At 64.0% G+C, this 16,812-nt stretch carries 17 protein-coding genes; 9 read left to right on the forward strand and 8 right to left on the reverse strand.

The features are described from left to right. Positions 1 to 10: 10 nt before the first annotated feature. The gene (locus tag OCK01_RS04320) at positions 11 to 1,321 is read left to right on the forward strand and encodes an ATP-binding protein (RefSeq protein ID WP_263823156.1); all 1,311 of its coding nucleotides are present in this window, start codon (positions 11 to 13) and stop codon (positions 1,319 to 1,321) included. Between the two features lie 2 nt (positions 1,322 to 1,323). Here OCK01_RS04320 and OCK01_RS04325 read toward each other — a convergent pair whose 3' ends face one another. From OCK01_RS04325 to OCK01_RS04345, 5 genes are all read right to left on the reverse strand, one after another. Next, the gene (locus OCK01_RS04325) at positions 1,324 to 1,896 is read right to left on the reverse strand and encodes a protein-tyrosine phosphatase family protein (protein ID WP_263822836.1); all 573 of its coding nucleotides are present in this window, start codon (positions 1,894 to 1,896) and stop codon (positions 1,324 to 1,326) included. Between the two features lie 59 nt (positions 1,897 to 1,955). Next, a complete protein-coding gene (locus OCK01_RS04330; RefSeq protein ID WP_182828825.1) occupies positions 1,956 to 2,297 on the reverse strand; it encodes a tRNA-binding protein in 342 nt (113 codons plus the stop codon). Positions 2,298 to 2,301: 4 nt separating this feature from the next. Next, positions 2,302 to 3,117: a pyrroline-5-carboxylate reductase gene (gene proC, locus OCK01_RS04335; RefSeq protein ID WP_263822837.1), complete on the reverse strand. Its 816-nt coding sequence runs from the start codon at positions 3,115 to 3,117 to the stop codon at positions 2,302 to 2,304. Beyond that, positions 3,114 to 3,614, reverse strand: coding sequence for a YbjN domain-containing protein (locus tag OCK01_RS04340; RefSeq protein ID WP_182828823.1), 501 nt, complete (start codon positions 3,612 to 3,614; stop codon positions 3,114 to 3,116). Before OCK01_RS04340 ends, proC begins: the two co-directional genes overlap by 4 nt. A gap of 396 nt (positions 3,615 to 4,010) precedes the next feature. Further along, complete coding sequence (locus OCK01_RS04345) at positions 4,011 to 4,271, reverse strand: accessory factor UbiK family protein (protein ID WP_182828822.1); 261 nt, start codon at positions 4,269 to 4,271, stop codon at positions 4,011 to 4,013. A gap of 181 nt (positions 4,272 to 4,452) precedes the next feature. Between OCK01_RS04345 and lgt the strand changes: the two genes are divergently transcribed. The 5 genes from lgt (at position 4,453) to OCK01_RS04370 (ending at position 9,306) form a co-directional block, all read left to right on the forward strand. Further along, positions 4,453 to 5,307 carry a prolipoprotein diacylglyceryl transferase gene (gene lgt / locus OCK01_RS04350; RefSeq protein ID WP_263822838.1) on the forward strand — a complete coding sequence of 285 codons (855 nt, stop codon included), beginning with the start codon at positions 4,453 to 4,455 and terminating at the stop codon, positions 5,305 to 5,307. After that, positions 5,304 to 6,401: a class I SAM-dependent methyltransferase gene (locus tag OCK01_RS04355; RefSeq protein WP_263822839.1), complete on the forward strand. Its 1,098-nt coding sequence runs from the start codon at positions 5,304 to 5,306 to the stop codon at positions 6,399 to 6,401. The genes lgt and OCK01_RS04355 overlap by 4 nt, the downstream gene beginning before the upstream one ends. Positions 6,402 to 6,503: 102 nt before the next feature. Beyond that, a complete protein-coding gene (gene pgeF, locus OCK01_RS04360) occupies positions 6,504 to 7,304 on the forward strand; it encodes a peptidoglycan editing factor PgeF (protein WP_263822840.1) in 801 nt (266 codons plus the stop codon). Between the two features lie 2 nt (positions 7,305 to 7,306). Beyond that, positions 7,307 to 8,458, forward strand: a complete 1,152-nt coding sequence (locus OCK01_RS04365) for a M24 family metallopeptidase (protein ID WP_182828819.1) — start codon at positions 7,307 to 7,309, stop codon at positions 8,456 to 8,458. 71 nt (positions 8,459 to 8,529) lie between these two features. After that, entirely contained in the window at positions 8,530 to 9,306 is a 777-nt protein-coding gene (locus OCK01_RS04370) for a hypothetical protein (protein ID WP_263822841.1), read from the forward strand. On the opposite strand, the gene OCK01_RS04375 is transcribed toward OCK01_RS04370, so the two are convergent. Both OCK01_RS04375 and OCK01_RS04380 read right to left on the reverse strand, forming a co-directional pair. Beyond that, complete coding sequence (locus OCK01_RS04375) at positions 9,307 to 10,194, reverse strand: NAD(P)/FAD-dependent oxidoreductase (protein ID WP_263822842.1); 888 nt, start codon at positions 10,192 to 10,194, stop codon at positions 9,307 to 9,309. Continuing rightward, the gene (locus OCK01_RS04380; RefSeq protein ID WP_182828816.1) at positions 10,181 to 10,636 is read right to left on the reverse strand and encodes an RrF2 family transcriptional regulator; all 456 of its coding nucleotides are present in this window, start codon (positions 10,634 to 10,636) and stop codon (positions 10,181 to 10,183) included. The genes OCK01_RS04375 and OCK01_RS04380 overlap by 14 nt, the downstream gene beginning before the upstream one ends. Positions 10,637 to 10,779: 143 nt before the next feature. Here OCK01_RS04380 and OCK01_RS04385 point away from each other — a divergent pair, with 143 nt between their 5' ends. The 3 genes from OCK01_RS04385 (at position 10,780) to OCK01_RS04395 (ending at position 14,532) form a co-directional block, all read left to right on the forward strand. After that, positions 10,780 to 12,516, forward strand: coding sequence for a DUF4189 domain-containing protein (locus OCK01_RS04385; RefSeq protein ID WP_263822843.1), 1,737 nt, complete (start codon positions 10,780 to 10,782; stop codon positions 12,514 to 12,516). Positions 12,517 to 12,682: 166 nt separating this feature from the next. Beyond that, on the forward strand, positions 12,683 to 13,618 hold the full coding sequence (locus OCK01_RS04390) for a ribose-phosphate pyrophosphokinase (RefSeq protein ID WP_182828813.1): 936 nt from the start codon (positions 12,683 to 12,685) through the stop codon (positions 13,616 to 13,618). Positions 13,619 to 13,683: 65 nt separating this feature from the next. After that, a complete protein-coding gene (locus OCK01_RS04395; protein WP_263822844.1) occupies positions 13,684 to 14,532 on the forward strand; it encodes a hypothetical protein in 849 nt (282 codons plus the stop codon). A gap of 200 nt (positions 14,533 to 14,732) precedes the next feature. On the opposite strand, the gene OCK01_RS04400 is transcribed toward OCK01_RS04395, so the two are convergent. Next, positions 14,733 to 16,691, reverse strand: a complete 1,959-nt coding sequence (locus OCK01_RS04400; RefSeq protein ID WP_263822845.1) for a putative bifunctional diguanylate cyclase/phosphodiesterase — start codon at positions 16,689 to 16,691, stop codon at positions 14,733 to 14,735. Between the last annotated feature and the right edge of the window lie 121 nt (positions 16,692 to 16,812).

A 16,812-nucleotide genomic window follows, 5' to 3' on the forward strand; every position in this document is an offset into this window, starting at 1 on the left:
CAGTCGCTTCATGCGCCGCAACCTGCCGCGCGGCCTGTTCGCGCGCTCGCTGCTGATCGTGATCATCCCGATGGTGCTGTTGCAGGGCGTCGTCGCCGCCGTCTTCATGGAGCGTCATTGGCAGATGGTCACCGAACGGCTCTCCGCCGCCGTCACCCGCGACATTTCCGCGATCATCGATGTGATGGAAACCCTTCCCTCTCCCCAGATCGAAAGCGACGTCGTCCGCATCGCCGGTCGCCGGCTCGGCCTGCAGGTGCATATTCTCTCCGACGACGATTTGCCCGCCCCGAAGCCCGCGCCGCCATTTTCCATTCTCGACCAGATCCTCTCCGAGCAGATCAGCGAACAGATCCGCCGTCCTTTCTGGCTCAACACCAGCAATGACGAGCGCACGGTGGAAGTGCGGATCAAGCTCGGTCCGAAGCGTATCCTCAGCGTGGTGACGCGCCGCGATCGCGCCTACGCGTCCAACACCCATATCTTCATCATCTGGATGGTCGGCGCCTCGCTGGTGCTGCTGCTCATCTCCATCCTGTTCCTGCGCGGCCAGATCCGCCCGATCGTCGCCTTGACGCGGGCCGCCGAGAGCTTCGGCAAGGGGCAGAAGCCGGCCGAGCCTTTCATTCCCAGAGGGGCCGACGAAGTGCGCCGCGCCGGCTACGCTTTCCTGCAAATGCGCGAGCGCATCGAGCGGCAGATCGAACAGCGCACCGCCATGCTCAGCGGCGTCAGCCACGATCTGCGCACCATTCTCACCCGCTTCAGGCTGGAACTCGCGGTGGCTGAAACGCCCGCGGACCTCGAAAACCTCAATCGCGACATCGACGACATGGACAGCATGCTCGAAGGCTATCTCGCCTTCGCCCGCGGCCAGATCGAGGAGGCGCATGGCGAACTCGATCTCACCAAGCTCTTCTCTCAGCTCGAGGAAAACGCCTTGTTGCACGGCAAGGAACTGACCTCTTCGGTCGCGGGGGCGACCATGGTGCATGTCCGGCCGATGGCCTTTTCACGTTTGGTCACAAATCTCGTCGCCAATGCATGGCGCCATGGCCAGACGATCCGGATCGAGGCGCGCAACACCGACCGTTTCCTGACCGTGACTGTGGACGATGATGGTCCGGGCATTCCCGAAGCGATGCGGGAAGAGGTGTTCAAGCCGTTCTTCCGGCTGGACGAGGCGCGCAATCTCGATGCGTCGGGCACCGGCCTCGGCCTCGCCATCGTGCGCGACATCGCCCGGGGTCACGGCGGCAACGTCACGCTGTCGGAGAGCCCGCTGGGCGGCCTTCGCGCGACGATCCGTATCCCGGTCTGATTTCAGCGATTGTAGATTTCGCAGGGCACCAGTTCGAAGAAACCGCGGCGGATATTGTGACGATGCAACGCATCGATCCGGCGCGGATGTTTCTCCCGGAGCGCATCCAGCGGCGCGAGCAGCGCGCCGTCGCGGCCGAAATGCCGATCGAGGATCTCCACGATGCGGCGGTTCGGCCAGGGCTTGTGAACGATCGACAGGAAGGCGTCGAAAGCCTCCGCCTCACGGCCCGGTCCGGCGCGATGGGCGATCAGCGAATAGGCGAACGCCGTCGAACGCGAAATGCCGGCATGGCAGTGAACGAGGATGCGGGCGTCGTGGCGCTCGGCGGCCGCACGCACCGTCTCGAACAGGCTGACGACCAGATCGGGAAAGTGGCCGGTCTCCAACATGTTTTCCTGGTCCCGCAGCCGCGCCACGACGTGTTCGGCGCCGGAAATACGCGGCACATGTTCGTCGGCGATGCCGGGATCGAGCAGGGAAATCACATGCGTCGCGCGCCATTCCCGCGCAACTTCGGTGGCGCGCGGCAGGCAGGACACTTTGAATTTCTCGTGAATGGCGCTGAGCGGCATGGCGGCCTCCGGTCGGTTCATCGCGGCGCGATGTAGCGCAGGAATAGGAAGGAATTGCGTCAGATCAGTTTCTGGCCGTTCGGAACGGCTGCATCCGGACGCGCCAGCACGATCGCGCCATCCGCGTCGGCAAAGCCCAGCGTCAGGCATTCCGACATGAATGGACCGATCTGGCGCGGCGGAAAGTTGACGACGCCGAGCACCTGCCGCCCGACCAGCGACTCCGGCGTATAATGGGCGGTGATCTGCGCCGACGATTTCTTCAGGCCGATCTCGGGCCCGAAATCGATGACGAGCTTGATCGCCGGCTTGCGCGCCTCCGGAAAGGGCTGGGCGTCGACGACCGTGCCGACGCGAATGTCGACGCGCTCGAAATCGGCGTAGGAAATCTGTTCCGTCATGACCTCAGCCCGCCAGTTCTTCGGCGCGGTCGCGCGCGGCCTTAATGGCGATGTCGAACAGCGGCTGCATGCCGTCTTCGGCCATCAGCACGGCGAGCGCCGCGGCCGTGGTGCCGCCGGGAGAGGTGACGTTCTTGCGCAATTCGGCGGCTTCGCCGGGCGACTGGTGAAGCAATTCACCAGCGCCCGACACTGTAGCTCGCGCGAGACGCATGGAGAGGTCCGCCGGCAGACCGAGTTTACGGCCTGCCTCCGCCATGCACTCGACGAGATGAAACACATAAGCCGGGCCGGAGCCGGAAACGGCGGTCACGGCGTCGATCAAAGCTTCCGTCTCGACCCATTCGACCGGACCGGAGACCTTGAGCAGCGCATCCACCGCGGCGCGCTGCTCGGATGTCACATGTTCGTTGGCGAAGGCGCCGGTCACGCCGCGGCCGATCATGGCCGGCGTGTTGGGCATGGCGCGCACCATGGCCGCCTCGCCGAGATTGGCCTCGATGAAGCCGAGCGTCTTGCCGGCGGCGACCGAAACGATGATCGTGTCAGGTCCGACCAACGGCCTGTAGGCAGGCAGCACTTCGCCCATCACCTGCGGCTTGACCGCGATGAACAGCACGCCCGCCTTCACGCCTTTCGGCGGTTCGGACACGAAACCGATGCCGGCGTCGGACAGCCGCGCCTTCATCGGCCCCTGCGGGTTGGGATCGGCGGCGATGATGGTCTGCGGCGCAATTCCGCTGCGCACCCAGCCGAGCGCCATGGCGCCGCCCATATTGCCGGCGCCGATGAGGATGATGGGGCCTTTGATCGCGCTCATGCTTCGCCGACCGTCTCGAACCTGACGGCGTCGATGGCGGCCTGCGCGCCCATGCCGGACCAGACGACGAATTGAAACGCCTGGAAATAGACTTCGCAAGTGTCGATCGACGACGCCAGCATCGCCTCGACCTGCCGACCCGTAGGCTCGAGCCCGCCCGACAGCAGGAGCGACTGGCGGAAGATCACCGACTCCGCCTTGTTCCACACGTCAAAATGGCCGAGCAGCATGTCGCCGTTGATGATGGCGACGAGCTTGTTGACCTCCGCGAGCCGCGCCTCGGGAATGCGCAGGTCGAAGGCGCAGGAGAAATGCAGCGCCTCGAATTGCTCCATCCAGGAAAAGGACACGTAATAATCGGTCCAGCGCCCTGCGACGGTCATGGCGATCTCGTCGTCGGCGGAACGCTCGAAGGACCAGTCGTTGGTGTCGGCGACGAATTCGATCATGTCCACCGGATGGGACTGTCGCTCGACCTTGATATCAAAAAGGCTCATGCTGCACCTGAAGAGTGACAATTCTCGACCCTCCGCGAAAGCGGCAACGCCGTCGCGGGGGCAAATGTTTAAATTCTAGGAATGACCCGCGAGGCGACGCACTGAGTATGAGCTTACTACCCTGCCCGGAACTTGCGTCTTTCGCTTCGAATCATCTTGTAAAATCAGTCTATAGCGCCGGATTCGCGTTTCCAGCCCTGTACTTTCGAATTTGCGCGGACCCCGGTTAGAAAAGACTGATATTCAGATTCAACAGCCAAACTTAACCGACTCTCCGAAAAGGATTTTTCGATCCTTTCCACAGGCCGCAAAAAACTGCTGAAAACAAAATCGGCGGGCTGTGGATAAACCACACCCGCCGATTTAACCGGTCATAAACCCTATAAGTGTCTGGATTTATTCTCCAGACCCACCCAGCTTCGCTTCGAGCGCGGCGATGCGCGCGGCGAGCGCGTCGTTTTCCTCGCGAGCCTTGACCGCCATTTCACGAACCGCTTCGAATTCTTCGCGCTTGACGAGATCCATGCTGTTCAGCCAGCGCTCGGCCTGCGCCTTGAAAGCCGTTTCGACTTCCTTGCCAACGCCCTGGACCGCGCCGGCCGCGTCGGTCATCAGCTTGGCGAAATCGTCGAGAATGCGGTTGGGTCCCGTGGTCATTTGAGCCTCCGAAAACGGAATGAATGCATGAACCGGAGGTAGGCAATGGCCCCTCGCGATGCAAGGAATTTCGGCCCTGCGCGGCAAAAAATCCCGACTTCCGCCTCCCGCCTCTGTCCTGCCGGAGCAACCATGCTATAAGCCGCGCTTTCCGAGAACAAGACTTGCACGGAGCGAGCCATTGACCGAGACGCTGTACAATCTCGCCATTCTCCCCTTTCCCGACATCGATCCGGTCGCCCTGTCGCTCGGGCCGATCTCGGTCAAGTGGTACGGAATTTCCTATGTGGTCGGCATTCTCCTGGGCTGGGCCTATGCTCGCAAGATCGTCACCACCCCGCGGCTGTGGCGCAACGACAAGCCGGCGATGACGCTGAACGACATCGATGATTTCGTCTTCTGGGCGGCGATCGGCATCGTGCTGGGCGGGCGTCTCGGCTATATCCTTTTCTATGATCTCGACAGCGTGCTGGCCGAGCCGCTGCGAGCGATAGAGATCTGGAACGGCGGCATGTCCTTCCATGGCGGCATCACCGGCACCACCATCGCCATGATCCTGTTCGCCCGCCGTCGCGGCATCCGCGTGTGGTCGCTGTTCGACGTCGTCGCCACAGTCTGCGTCACCGGCCTGTTCATGGGCCGCATCGCCAATTTCATCAACGGCGAATTGTGGGGCAAGATCACCAATGTCCCCTGGGCCGTGGTGTTTCCCGGTCAGGAGCCCTTCGCGCGGCATCCGAGCCAGCTCTATGAAGCGGGCCTGGAAGGCGTTGTCACCGGCCTCATCCTCGCCGCGCTCGTCTTCCTGCGCGGCAGCCTGAAGACGCCCGGCTTCACCGCCGGCGCATTCGTCTGCCTCTACGCGCTGTCGCGGATCGCGGTGGAATTCGTGCGCGAGCCGGACAAGCAGCTCGGCTATCTCGCCGGCGGCTGGCTGACCATGGGCATGGTTCTGTCGCTGCCCATGCTGTTGCTCGGCCTCTGGGCGATGGCGCGCGCCAGACGCGCCGCCGGTCGGGAGTTCGCCGACGCATGACGACGCCGCTTCGAGAGAAAATCCGCGCCATCATTCGCGCCAACGGCCCGATTTCGATCACCGACTATTTTGCGCTCTGCCTCGCCGATCCGGAATACGGGTATTACAAGACCCGCGATCCCTTCGGTCGTGGCGGCGATTTCGTCACGGCTCCCGAAATCAGCCAGCTGTTCGGCGAGATGATCGGCGTCTTCTTCGTGGAAGCCTGGCGACGCCATCTGAAGCCGATCGACAAGCTGCGCATCGCCGAGATCGGCCCGGGCCGCGGCACGATGATGGCCGACATTCTCCGCACCATCGAACGTCTCGAACCGGAACTCTATGCGGCGGCCTCCGTGCATATGATCGAGACCAGTCCGACGCTGCGCGACATCCAGGCGAAGACGCTGGCCGACCATGCCGGCAAGACCGAATGGAGCGAGACCTTCGACGCGATCCCCGAGGGCTTCCTGTTGCTGGTCGCCAACGAATTTTTCGACGCGGTGCCGATCCGGCAATTCGTCAAGACGCCGAACGGCTTTCGCGAGCGGCTCGTCGGGCTCGACGCCGATGATCAACTGACCTTTGCGGTGGGGGTCGCGGGCGTCGACCCGATCCTGCTGCCGCCCGACCATCGCGAGGCGCCCATGGGCGCCGTGGCGGAGCTCGCCCCGGCGCGGGCGGCGATCATGCAGGCGATCTCCGAACGGCTGTTCCGCACCGGCGGCGTCGGCCTGATCATCGATTACGGCCATGTCGAACAGGGTTTCGGCGATACGCTGCAGGCGATCTATCGCCATGCCTATGATCCGCCGCTCGCCCATCCCGGCGAAGCCGATCTGACCAGCCATGTCGATTTCTCCGCGCTCGCCGATGTGGCGCGTCACTGCGCCGTTCACGTCGCGGGCCTGGGCAGCCAGGGCGATTTCCTGCTCGGCCTCGGCCTCGCCGACCGCGCCGGCGCGCTCGGCGCAGGCAAGGACGCCTCCCGACAGGAAGAAATCGTGTCGGCGGTGCGCCGCCTGGCGGGCGATGGCGAAAACGAGATGGGCGAACTCTTCAAGGCGCTGGTGGTGACGAGCCCGGCGGTGGATCTTCCGCCGTTCCAGAGTTGACTCGCCTCCCGCGACGCTGCAAACATCCGCCAGCCTCACGGTGACTGCGTCGCGCGACCCCGCCCCTCCGATCGACAGAGTTTGACAAGGCTGCCCTTCCCGATGACCCATGAAGATTTCCAAGGCGTCCGGCCTATCCAAAGCGCGCTGTTGTCGGACACGGCAGGCGCCGCGATCGAACACGGCTTCTTCACCCGCAAGGGCGGCGTTTCCGAAGGACTCTATTCCGGACTCAATGTCGGCCTTGGCTCGAAGGACGCGCCCGCGGCCATCCAGGAAAATCGCAGCCGCGTCGCGGCCTGGTTCGGACGTGACGTCGGCGATCTCGCCACGCTCTACCAGATCCATTCCGCCGACGTCGTCACCGTCGACGCCGCCAACAAGAGCGAGCGCCCGCAGGCCGACGGCCAGGTGACGTCGACCCCCGGCATTGTGTTGGGCGTTCTGACCGCCGATTGCGGTCCTGTGCTGTTTGCCGATCGGGAGGCCCGCGTCATCGGCGCGGCGCATGCCGGCTGGAAGGGTGCGCTCGACGGCGTGCTCGAAGCCACGATCGAGGCGATGATCGCGCTCGGCGCCCGCCGCGAGCGGATCGCGGCCAGCCTCGGCCCGTCTATATCGCAGGCCAGTTACGAAGTCGGCCCGGAATTCGTCGCCCGCTTCGTCGCCGTGGACCCCGAATGGTCGCGCTTCTTCGAACCGTCCGAAAAGACCGGGCACAGCATGTTCGACCTGCCAGCCCTGACCGTCGAGCGGTTGAGAGCCGCAGGCGTGCAGGCGGAAAATATCGACCGATGCACCTATGCCGACGAGGAGAATTTCTTCTCATATCGCCGCGCGACGCATCGCAAGGAAGACGATTACGGCCGGCAGATCTCGGCCATCATGATCAGGGAGCACTGACTATGGCGCTGCATTTCTCACGCGACGAATTCGCCGCGCGTCTCGAACTCCTGAAGGCGCGGATGAAGGAAGAGCGGCTCGACGCCATGTTGCTCTTCGCCCAGGAAAGCATGTATTGGCTGACCGGCTACGACACGTTCGGCTACTGCTTCTTCCAGACGCTGGTGGTGAAGGCCGACGGCCAGATGGTGCTGATGACCCGTTCGGCCGATCTGCGCCAGGCGAAACTGACCTCGACCATCGAGGACATCCGGATCTGGATCGACCGCGCCAATGCCGATCCGGCTGCGGATCTCAAGAACCTGCTGATGGAACTGGATCTGCTCGGCGCCCGCATCGGCGTCGAATACGACACCCACGGCCTGACCGGCAAGAACGCCCGGCTGCTGGACAATCAGCTGACATCGTTCGGCACGATCCTCGACGCCTCCTATGTCGTCAGCCGCCTCCGTCTGGTGAAGTCGCAGGCCGAGATCGACTATGCGACCCGAGCCGCGGTCCTGGCCGACGACGCGCTCGAAGCGGCGCTGCCGCTGATCAAGCCCGGCGCCAACGAGGCCGACATTCTCGCCGCCATGCAAGGCGCGATCTTCTCCGGCGGCGGCGATTACCCCGCCAATGAATTCATCATCGGCTCGGGCCCCGACGCGTTGCTCTGCCGCTACAAGGCCGGCCGCCGCGTGCTCGACCAGGTCGATCAACTGACGCTGGAATGGGCCGGCGCCTACGCCCATTATCACGCCGCGATGATGCGGACGATCGTGATCGGCAAGCCCACCGACCGCCAGAAGGAACTCTACGCCGCCGCCCGCGACACGATCGAGGCGATCGAACAGGTGCTGGCGCCCGGCTCGACCTTTGGCGACGTGTTCGACACCCATGCGCGCATCATGGACGAACGCGGGCTGGCGCGTCATCGGCTCAACGCCTGCGGCTATTCGCTCGGCGCCCGCTTCTCCCCTTCCTGGATGGAGCACCAGATGTTCCACATCGGCAATCCCGAGCCGATCCTGCCGGGCATGACGCTTTTCGTGCATATGATCATCATGGATTCGGAGACGGGTGTCGCCATGACCCTGGGTCAAACCTATCTCACCACCTCCGGTCCGGCCAAATGCCTGAGCCGGCTCGGCCTCGACCTTTTGTCGGTGTGAAGTTTGCGGAATTGACAGACCGACGCGCTCGCCGTCATAAACTTGTAGTGGACGGCGAGCGGGAGTCGACGATGCAGCGATACGGATGTCTGGCGATCCTCGGTTCGGCGCTGATCGCCCTGTCGGCCTGCAACTCCACCGATGCGCTGACGCCGAAGGCGGACATTCCCAACGCGCCCGCCGCGAGCGAGCAGACGGTTCCCGTCGACCCCTCATCGGATGCGCCACCGACCCGGCAGGCGTCTGCGCAGCCGCAGGCCGGCCTGCCCCCGATCGACGACGGCGACGATCCTTCACCGCCCCAGAATACGCTCGAAGCTCAGGCGCAGGCTCTGCAGGGCGGTCAGGCCAATCCCGCCGCCGCCGAGCCGGTCGCGGCTACCCCGGCCGCGCCCCGCGCCAACAACGGGACTCTCGGCGCAAATCTCTACCGCACAGACGGCGCAGCGCCGGCGACGCCCAGCATCTATTCCAATCAGCCGGTCAAGGGCGCGATCCGCTTCATGCCGATCATCGGCGCGCCGATCGCTGCGGTGACGCCGCTGTCGCGCGAACTCGGAACCTCGGCCCGAGGCAACGGCCTGACCATCAAGGGGTCGAACGATCAGAACGCCGAACATGTGCTCAAGGGCTATCTGTCCGCCTTTTCGGATGGCCAGCGGGTGACAGTCATCTATGTCTGGGACGTGCTCGACAATGCAGGCGCCCGCCTGCACCGCATCCAGGGACAGGAAATCGTGCCTGCCAAGGGCGCTGACGCCTGGAGCGCCGTGCCGCCCGAGGTCATGCAATCGATCGGTTCGGCCACCATCGCCTCCTATATGAAGTGGCGAGAGAGCCAGGGCTGATCACTCAAACATGAGCGATCGGTGCGTCGCGCCGCCGGCCATGGCGCCGTCGCCGACCGCGAACGACACCGATCCCACCATGCGGGCGACGTCCCCGCAGGCGAAGACGCCGGCCACGCTGCTCTCCATCATCGGGGAGACATCGATATAGCGCCCCAGCGGCCCCTCCTTGAAGGCGCAACCCAGTTGATCGGCGATCGGCGACGACGGAACCGTCGTCGGCGCGGTGAACACGCCGGCGAAAGACAGGCGTCGCCCGTCGGCGAGCACGATGTCGGCCTCGCCTTCCAGCGCCGAAATGAGGGCGTGTTCCACCCGGGTTCCCCGGGCTGCGAGCGCCTCTTCTTGCTGAGGGTCGGGCGTGAAGCGACCATTGGTGAACAGCGTGGTCTCGCCCCAATCCGGCAGCATCAGCGCGTGATGCATCGATATGTCCCCGACGGCGATCACGGCGATCCTGCCGCAATCGAGTTCATAGCCATGGCAATAGGGGCAGTGGAACACATTCCGTCCCCAGCGCTCGGCGAGGCCGGGAATTTCGGGCAGAATGTCCTTCACGCCGGTGGCCAGCACCAGCCGCCGGGCCTGCACGGCGGAGCCGTCGTCGAGCAGGACCGAAAATTCGTTCTTCTCGCCGCGCGCGCTTTCCGCCCTGCCGTGATGAATGCCCACATTGGGATAAGCCAGCACCTGCGCCCGGGCCTCTTCGACGATCTCGGCCGGAGGGCGACCATCCTGGCCGAGGAAACCGTGCGACGTCGATGCGAAGCGATTGCGCCGGAGACCGGCGTCGACAATCAGCACGTTGCGACGGGCGCGGGCGAGCTGCAGGCTCGCCGCGAGGCCGGCGTAACTGCCTCCGATGACGACGACATCATAAAGCGACATGGACATGATCCTTCTTGAGCGCCTGGAAGCGGCGATGGAAATCCTCGGAAAGCTGGGCCAACGTGACCGCGCCCAGTCGGGCGACCAAGATCGCCTCGGCCTCGCGAAACGCATCGTCCAGAGCGCTGTTGACCGCCTGTTCGACCAGGCAGCCGGGGCTTTCGTTGCGGTTGCCGATCGCAAACGGCGCAGGCGCGCCGATGGCTTGGTAGACATCGAGCAGGCTGATCTCGGCGAGCGGGCGCGCCATGACCCAGCCGCCGCCGTGGCCCTTGGAGGACGTCACGAAGCCGGCTTCCCTGAGGCCCGACATGATCCGCCTGATCACCACCGGATTGGAGTCCATATGTTTGGCCAACTGCTCCGAGGTCACGGGCGCCTCGGATTGAGCCATGTGCAGAATGGCGTGCAGCACGCCGGACAGTCGCGAATCTCTTTTCATGTAACTTTATATGTTGCGTGAAACGGTCGATTCAAGTGGCCGGAAAAAATTCGGTTCATGCCTCTTTCCGTCCAAATCTCGCCCATCTAAAACCTTAGTCAGGGTGAGACAGGGCCCCTTTGCACCCCAGGAGTTGACCGACAGTGGCGGAGATCGACATCAAGCAGGACGCCGAGACGGGCGTCGCCACCATCACCATCAAGGACCCGCCGGACGGCGAAACCCGATTCAGGCTGCGCGACGTCGCCTCCGGGAAATTTCTGTCGAAACGAGGCTGGAGCAAGACCGCCAACTTCCTGCCCGGCGACGCCGAGATCGTCGAGGGACAAGCCCGGCTGACCTTGGACGCCGATCTCGCCCGCAGGATCCCCGCTTTCGCGGCCCTCGAAATCGAAGCGCCGGCGGCGGCTTTTGTGCAGCCGGTCATCTGGACCGGCGGCAAGGACGCGCCGCCGGCCGTGGCGGACGCCGTCGAGAGCGATGACGAGGAGACCAAGGACGACGGCCTCGCGGCGATCGGCCTCGTTCCACTCGCAGCGTCTGCCGAAGCCGACGGCGATGCGACATCCGAAAGAGGCGAAACCGAAACGGCCCCCGCTGCAGAAGCGCCGGACGCCGAGACGCCAGCCGTCGCGCCGATTTCCGCCGCCGCCACGCTCGCCCCCGGCAAGGATGACGCCCAGACCATCGACAGCGCGGCGAAAGACGAAGAGGTTGTCTCCGAGGCGCCCACGATCGCGCCCAGCCTGTCCCAGGACCGTCCTCGCCTCGCCGGCGACAAGCCGGAAGACCATCAGCCCTCGCGCTGGCGTCCGACGGCGATCGCGGCCTGTGTTTTCCTTCTTCTCGGCGCCGGCCTCGGCTATGCGCTGTCCAGCGGTGACGGCGGCGCCGCAGCCGGCAATACCAACGCCAACAGCGCCGTCATCGCCGAAGGCAAGATAGACGATCTCCAGAAACGCGCCGATCAGGCGGCGCAGGAACGCGACAAGGCGCGGGAGGAACTCGCCGCCGCGCAGAAGGCGCTCGATGACCTCAAGGCGCAAGCGCCCGCTCCGAGCGCCGAAGCCCCCGCGCCGGACGAAGACGTCGAAAAAGCCAATGCCGCGCTGCTCGAGCGCAGCAACCAGTTGCGTGAGGCTCAGGCCAAGATCTCGGTGCTGACGGTGCAGCTCGAAGCCCTGCAGAAAGTAGCCGCCGACGCCGCTTCCGCCAAACTCGAGCGGCAGCAACTCGCCGACAAGGTGACGCAGCTCACATCCGATCTCAACGCGGCCCGCAACGCCCCGCCGGCCGAAGACGAAAGCGACGCCTCCCAGGCAGCGACGCCCTCCGCGCGCGAACAGCAGCTCGAGGCGGAGGTCGCCAGCCTGCGGGAGGAGCGCGATCTGTTCCAGACTCAGCTGAACAAGCTCAATGACAGCATGACGGCGCTCAAGGCCGACAAGGACACGCTCGAAACCCAGATCGCCTCTCTCAAGACGCCGCAGGCCGGCGGCGAGGCGGCGAGCGCGCCCGAAACGCCGATCCCGGGGTCGACCGGCATCTGGGGCGCCGCCTCCATCGATCAGGCCGGCGTTATCTACTCGGTGCAGAACCAACAGGGCGAAGGCGAAGCGCGGCAGGCGGCGGCGAGCAAATGCACGAGCCAGTCCCGGTTCCGCTGCGAGCCGCTCCTGACCTTCTCGAACGCCTGCTTCAGCGTCGCGCGCTTCCAGGGCGAAGCGCCCGCAGGCGACAACTTTGCCTATTTCGTCCATGAAAACAAAAGGGTGGCTATCCGCACCGCGCTCAAGCATTGCCGCGGCCTCGGCGCGCTCTGCGACACCCGCTTCACCGCCTGCTCGCCCGACGCGTCGGCCCAGGCTTCCGCCGACTGACCCTCTGCAAGACCACATCCGCGAGATGGGTCGGAGACCGGCGCGCAAACAATCGGCGCCGGTTTACCGCGTTGCAAAACAGCGGGGGGATTCGTCGGAATCCCCTTGCATTCACGGCAAAGCCGGTTATTAAGCCGGCATCCGGCATGAAAACAGGCGGCAGGTCATGAAGGTTTTTTCGGGCAATTCCAACCGGCAACTGGCCGAGTCGATCTGTTCCTATTTGAAGGTTCCACTCGGCAAGGCAAGCGTCCGGAGATTTGCCGACCAGGAAATCTTCGTCGAGATCCAGGAAAATGTCCGCGGCGAAGACATCTTCGTCGTCCAGTCGACCTCCTATCCGGTCAATGACAATCTGATGGAGTTGCTGATCATGATCGACGCGTTCCGTCGATCGTCGGCCCGCCGCATCACCGCTGTCCTTCCTTACTTCGGCTATGCCCGCCAAGATCGCAAATCCGGTCCGCGCACGCCCATCTCCGCCAAGTTGGTCGCCAACCTGATCACCGAAGCCGGCGCAGACCGTGTGCTGACGCTCGATCTCCATGCCGGCCAGATCCAGGGTTTCTTCGATATTCCGACCGACAATCTCTTTGCCGTGCCGGTTCTTGCGCGCGACGTGAAGTCCCACTACGATCTCGACAATGTCGTGGTGGTCTCGCCCGACGTCGGCGGCGTGGTGCGCGCCCGCTCGCTCGCCAAGCGCTTGTCGGACCGTAATCTGGCCATCGTCGACAAGCGTCGCGAACGGGCCGGCGAATCCGAAGTGATGAACGTGGTCGGCGACGTGGCCGGCAAGGACTGCCTGTTGATCGACGACATCGTCGATTCCGGCGGCACGCTCTGCAATGCAGCCGAAGCGCTGTTGAACCAGGGCGCGACCAGCGTGACGGCCTATATTACGCATGGCGTGCTTTCGGGCGGCGCCGTCAATCGTGTGGTGGCGTCGAAGCTCAAGGAACTGGTGATTACCGATTCCATTCAGCCGACCACCGCGGTGCTGCAGGCGGCCAATATCCGCGTGCTTTCGACTGCGCCCTTGATGGGTGAGGCGATCCACCGCACTGCGCTCGAAGAGTCCGTGTCGAGCTTGTTCGATTGAGAAACGGGCGCGGCGCCATTATCGTGTAACCGCCGCCGGAACTTCCGTAGGAGGCGGAATGCGACTTGGCGCTTACACATGAAGTCATTATCGGCCATGTCGGGTTCGCAGATCTGATCAGGGATCAATCGCGACAGCTGATCGAGGCGTCGAATTCCGAAGCCCGACTGTCCAGCGCTTTCACCAACCAGCAGCGCTGGTTGATGAGCCATATCGGCCTGGCTCTCTATTTCGAGCAGATGCGGGATCCGGACGCGCCTGGCCTGAACATCACGACCTTCACCGAAACCGTGGCCGATCTCGGCATCGCCAGCCGCAACACGGCCGACGCTTATTGCAAGGAACTGGTCAATTACGGCTATCTGGAGACGGCGGACAGCTGGCAGGACCGGCGCCGCAAGCCGCTGAAGCCGGTGCAGTCCGTCTTCCAAATCTACCAGCTCTGGCTGCTCGTGCATCTCGGCACGCTCGATCGGATTTCGCCCGGCGGACGCGTGCGACGCCTGATGTCGGATCCCGCCGCCCTGCCGCGCATACAGCCCATGCTTGCGCGCGGGCTCGCGCAGCGACGGGGCTTCGAGGCGATCGGCAGGGATTTCGCGCTCCTGAACTGGCTCGACGCCGGCGCGCATCTCATGGATATCCTCGCCCAGACATGGAGCCCCGATCCGGAACAGCCGGACAGGCTGATCTGCGGCTTCATTCCGACGTCCGAGCTCGCGATCCGGCTGGCGATATCCCGGCCGCATCTGTCGAGGAAGCTTCGGGAGGCGGAGGCCCATGGGGCGATGGGATGGACGGGCCAGCCCGGAAAGTCTCCCCTGTGGGTCGGACAGAAATTCATCCAGGATTATCTTCTAGGCCAGGCCGTCAAGCTCGCGGTGATCGACGAAGCCTGCGAGGCAGGCCTCTGACATACCAGGCGTCGGCGTCGAAAATACCCCCAAAAATGATAAGGCCGTTATTCTTGACCACTGCAACCGACGCGTTTAGGACTTCGGACTCAAGGCCGCCAGGAGATCCACTTGCCCGGACAAAGAGATAACCCCATCTCCTGACACTCCGGCGGCCTTTTTTTTCTGAACGACCGTTCCGTAAGTTCGCAGGTTGCGCCTCAGGCCGCGTGCGACGAGGCGTATTCCGATTGAAGACGGTCGAGCGCAGCCGCCTCGCTCATCGGTCGACCGAAGAAATAGCCTTGGAACAAGGTGAGGCCCAGCGCCTTCAACACCGCCGCTTGCTCTTGTGTTTCAACGCCTTCGATGATGCAGGCGCAATCCAGGTTGCGCGCGAGGTCGTTGAGGGTTCGGATGATGTTGCAGCTGACCGTGCTTTCGCAAATGTCGGCGATGAAGCTCCGGTCGATCTTGAGCGCGCTTACCGGCAGGCGGTGGATCTGACCCAGATTGGACTGGCCGACGCCGAAATCATCGAGCGCCACGCCGATGCCGAGGTCGCGGAGACGGCGAATATTGCCGGCGGCGATCTGCAACTTCTGCATGACCGCCGTTTCCGTGAGTTCGAAAACCAGCCGGTGCGGATCAAAGCCGCTCCGCGCCAGAATCTCGAGGAGCCCTTCGAGAATCTGGGGCGCCTCGATATCCTTGATCGAGAGGTTGAAGGACAGGAGCACGTCGTCGGGCCATGCGCTCGCCGCTTTCAGCGCCCGCGAGAAGATCGACAGCGTCAGCGCGCCGATCATGCCGCAGCGTTCGGCCACGGGAATGAAGACGTCTGGCCGCACAGGACCCAACACCGGTGAATCCCAACGCGCCAGAACCTCGAAACCGTAGGTCCGGCGTCCGCTTTCGCACCAGAGCGGTTGAAATGCGAGGTGGAACTCCCGATCGAGATCGGCCCGCTTGATTTCCTGCTCGACCAGACTTCGATAGGCGATCTCGGTGGCGAGCGCCTGCGTGAACAGAATGACCGCGCCGCGCCGGGTCAGCTTGGCGTGATAGAGCGCGTAATCGGCGTGCTCGAAGGCCTCTTCCGCGGAACGGCAATGGTCGGGGAAAATGGTCACGCCGCTCGATCCGCCGACGCGCACGGTCAGTTCCGGCAGGTCGAGAGGCTGTTTGACATCGGCGATCAGACGCGCCGCGGCGTCGACGGCGGCCTCGTCGGAGGCGGGATTGTGCAGGATGAAGCCGAATTCGTCGCCGCCGAGGCGGGCGATTTCCAACCCTTCCCGCTCAGCGGCGAGGGACAGTCTCCTGCCGATCTCGATCAGAACCTTGTCGCCGACCCCATGGCCATAGGCGTCGTTGACCGGCTTGAAGCCGTCGAGATCGATCATGCCGATGGCGAGCCGTTCGGAGGCGCTCTCCGCCGCGGCCAGTCGCCGCTCGAGCGCAGTCACGAACCAGCGGCGATTGTGCAGGCCGGTCAGACTGTCGAGATTGGCGAGCCGCAGATTCTCCTCGGACAGCCGCTGCGCTTCCTGCTGCTGCGCCTGGATCTCCTTGCGCGAGGCGATGAGATTGGCGAAATCGGTGTAATAGATCTGCAGGATGAACAGAAGCGCGGCCGATACCAGCAGCACGTTCACCGCGATCATCTGGAAGACTTCCACCCCGGTCGAGGCGAAGAACACCACATAGGGGCCGAGCACGATGAACACCAGCAGCACCGCGGACGCGCGCAGATGCATCAGGCAGAAGATGCAGCCGATGATCGTGATCGCCATGTAGAAAGCGACATGGCCCTTTTCGAGGTCGCCGCCATAGCCGTAGAGCGAGAAGGCCCAGGCGGTGAAGCCGACGCCGAGCACGACGGTGAAGCGCAACGTGCCGCGGAGCCTGGCGATGGCCGCCTCGGCCGTGACCACCTGCTTGCGCCTGACGACCCAGCCGACAAGTCGGTAGCCGCAGAGAAGATAGAGAATGCTCGGCGCTCCGACGGTCAATTGCCATGGCGCCAAGCCGGCATGCGTGAGGGAAAGAGCGACCGTATTGGCGACCAGCATCAGATACATCAGGGGCACCTGGCGCTGGAAAGCGGAGAACTGGGCAAGCGCGAGTTCGGGCTTATCCGCCGGAATGGAAAAGAATTTTCTGACGATCAGCAGCATCGGCTCCCCCGCTAGCATCAAGCATCTATCACGGGCGGTTTAATACTGGCTTAATTAGGGTTCTCTCTTCTGCAACGCTAAAGGGCAGTATCGGCTTGGAGGCGCTGAAACGCAGGCTCAA

The sequence above is a fragment of the Rhizobium sp. TRM95796 genome (assembly GCF_025779995.1).
Lineage (GTDB): Bacteria > Pseudomonadota > Alphaproteobacteria > Rhizobiales > Rhizobiaceae > Rhizobium_E.

Excerpts from the sequence above, each read along its gene's own strand:
- OCK01_RS04320 (WP_263823156.1), top strand. The coding sequence starts at position 11 with ATGCGCCGCAACCTGCCGCGCGGCCTGTTCGCGCGCTCGCTGCTGATC.
- OCK01_RS04325 (WP_263822836.1), bottom strand. The coding sequence starts at position 1,896 with ATGCCGCTCAGCGCCATTCACGAGAAATTCAAAGTGTCCTGCCTGCCG.
- OCK01_RS04330 (WP_182828825.1), bottom strand. The coding sequence starts at position 2,297 with ATGACGGAACAGATTTCCTACGCCGATTTCGAGCGCGTCGACATTCGC.
- proC (WP_263822837.1), bottom strand. The coding sequence starts at position 3,117 with ATGAGCGCGATCAAAGGCCCCATCATCCTCATCGGCGCCGGCAATATG.
- OCK01_RS04340 (WP_182828823.1), bottom strand. The coding sequence starts at position 3,614 with ATGAGCCTTTTTGATATCAAGGTCGAGCGACAGTCCCATCCGGTGGAC.
- OCK01_RS04345 (WP_182828822.1), bottom strand. The coding sequence starts at position 4,271 with ATGACCACGGGACCCAACCGCATTCTCGACGATTTCGCCAAGCTGATG.
- OCK01_RS04355 (WP_263822839.1), top strand. The coding sequence starts at position 5,304 with ATGACGACGCCGCTTCGAGAGAAAATCCGCGCCATCATTCGCGCCAAC.
- pgeF (WP_263822840.1), top strand. The coding sequence starts at position 6,504 with ATGACCCATGAAGATTTCCAAGGCGTCCGGCCTATCCAAAGCGCGCTG.
- OCK01_RS04365 (WP_182828819.1), top strand. The coding sequence starts at position 7,307 with ATGGCGCTGCATTTCTCACGCGACGAATTCGCCGCGCGTCTCGAACTC.
- OCK01_RS04370 (WP_263822841.1), top strand. The coding sequence starts at position 8,530 with ATGCAGCGATACGGATGTCTGGCGATCCTCGGTTCGGCGCTGATCGCC.
- OCK01_RS04375 (WP_263822842.1), bottom strand. The coding sequence starts at position 10,194 with ATGTCGCTTTATGATGTCGTCGTCATCGGAGGCAGTTACGCCGGCCTC.
- OCK01_RS04380 (WP_182828816.1), bottom strand. The coding sequence starts at position 10,636 with ATGAAAAGAGATTCGCGACTGTCCGGCGTGCTGCACGCCATTCTGCAC.
- OCK01_RS04390 (WP_182828813.1), top strand. The coding sequence starts at position 12,683 with ATGAAGGTTTTTTCGGGCAATTCCAACCGGCAACTGGCCGAGTCGATC.
- OCK01_RS04400 (WP_263822845.1), bottom strand. The coding sequence starts at position 16,691 with ATGCTGCTGATCGTCAGAAAATTCTTTTCCATTCCGGCGGATAAGCCC.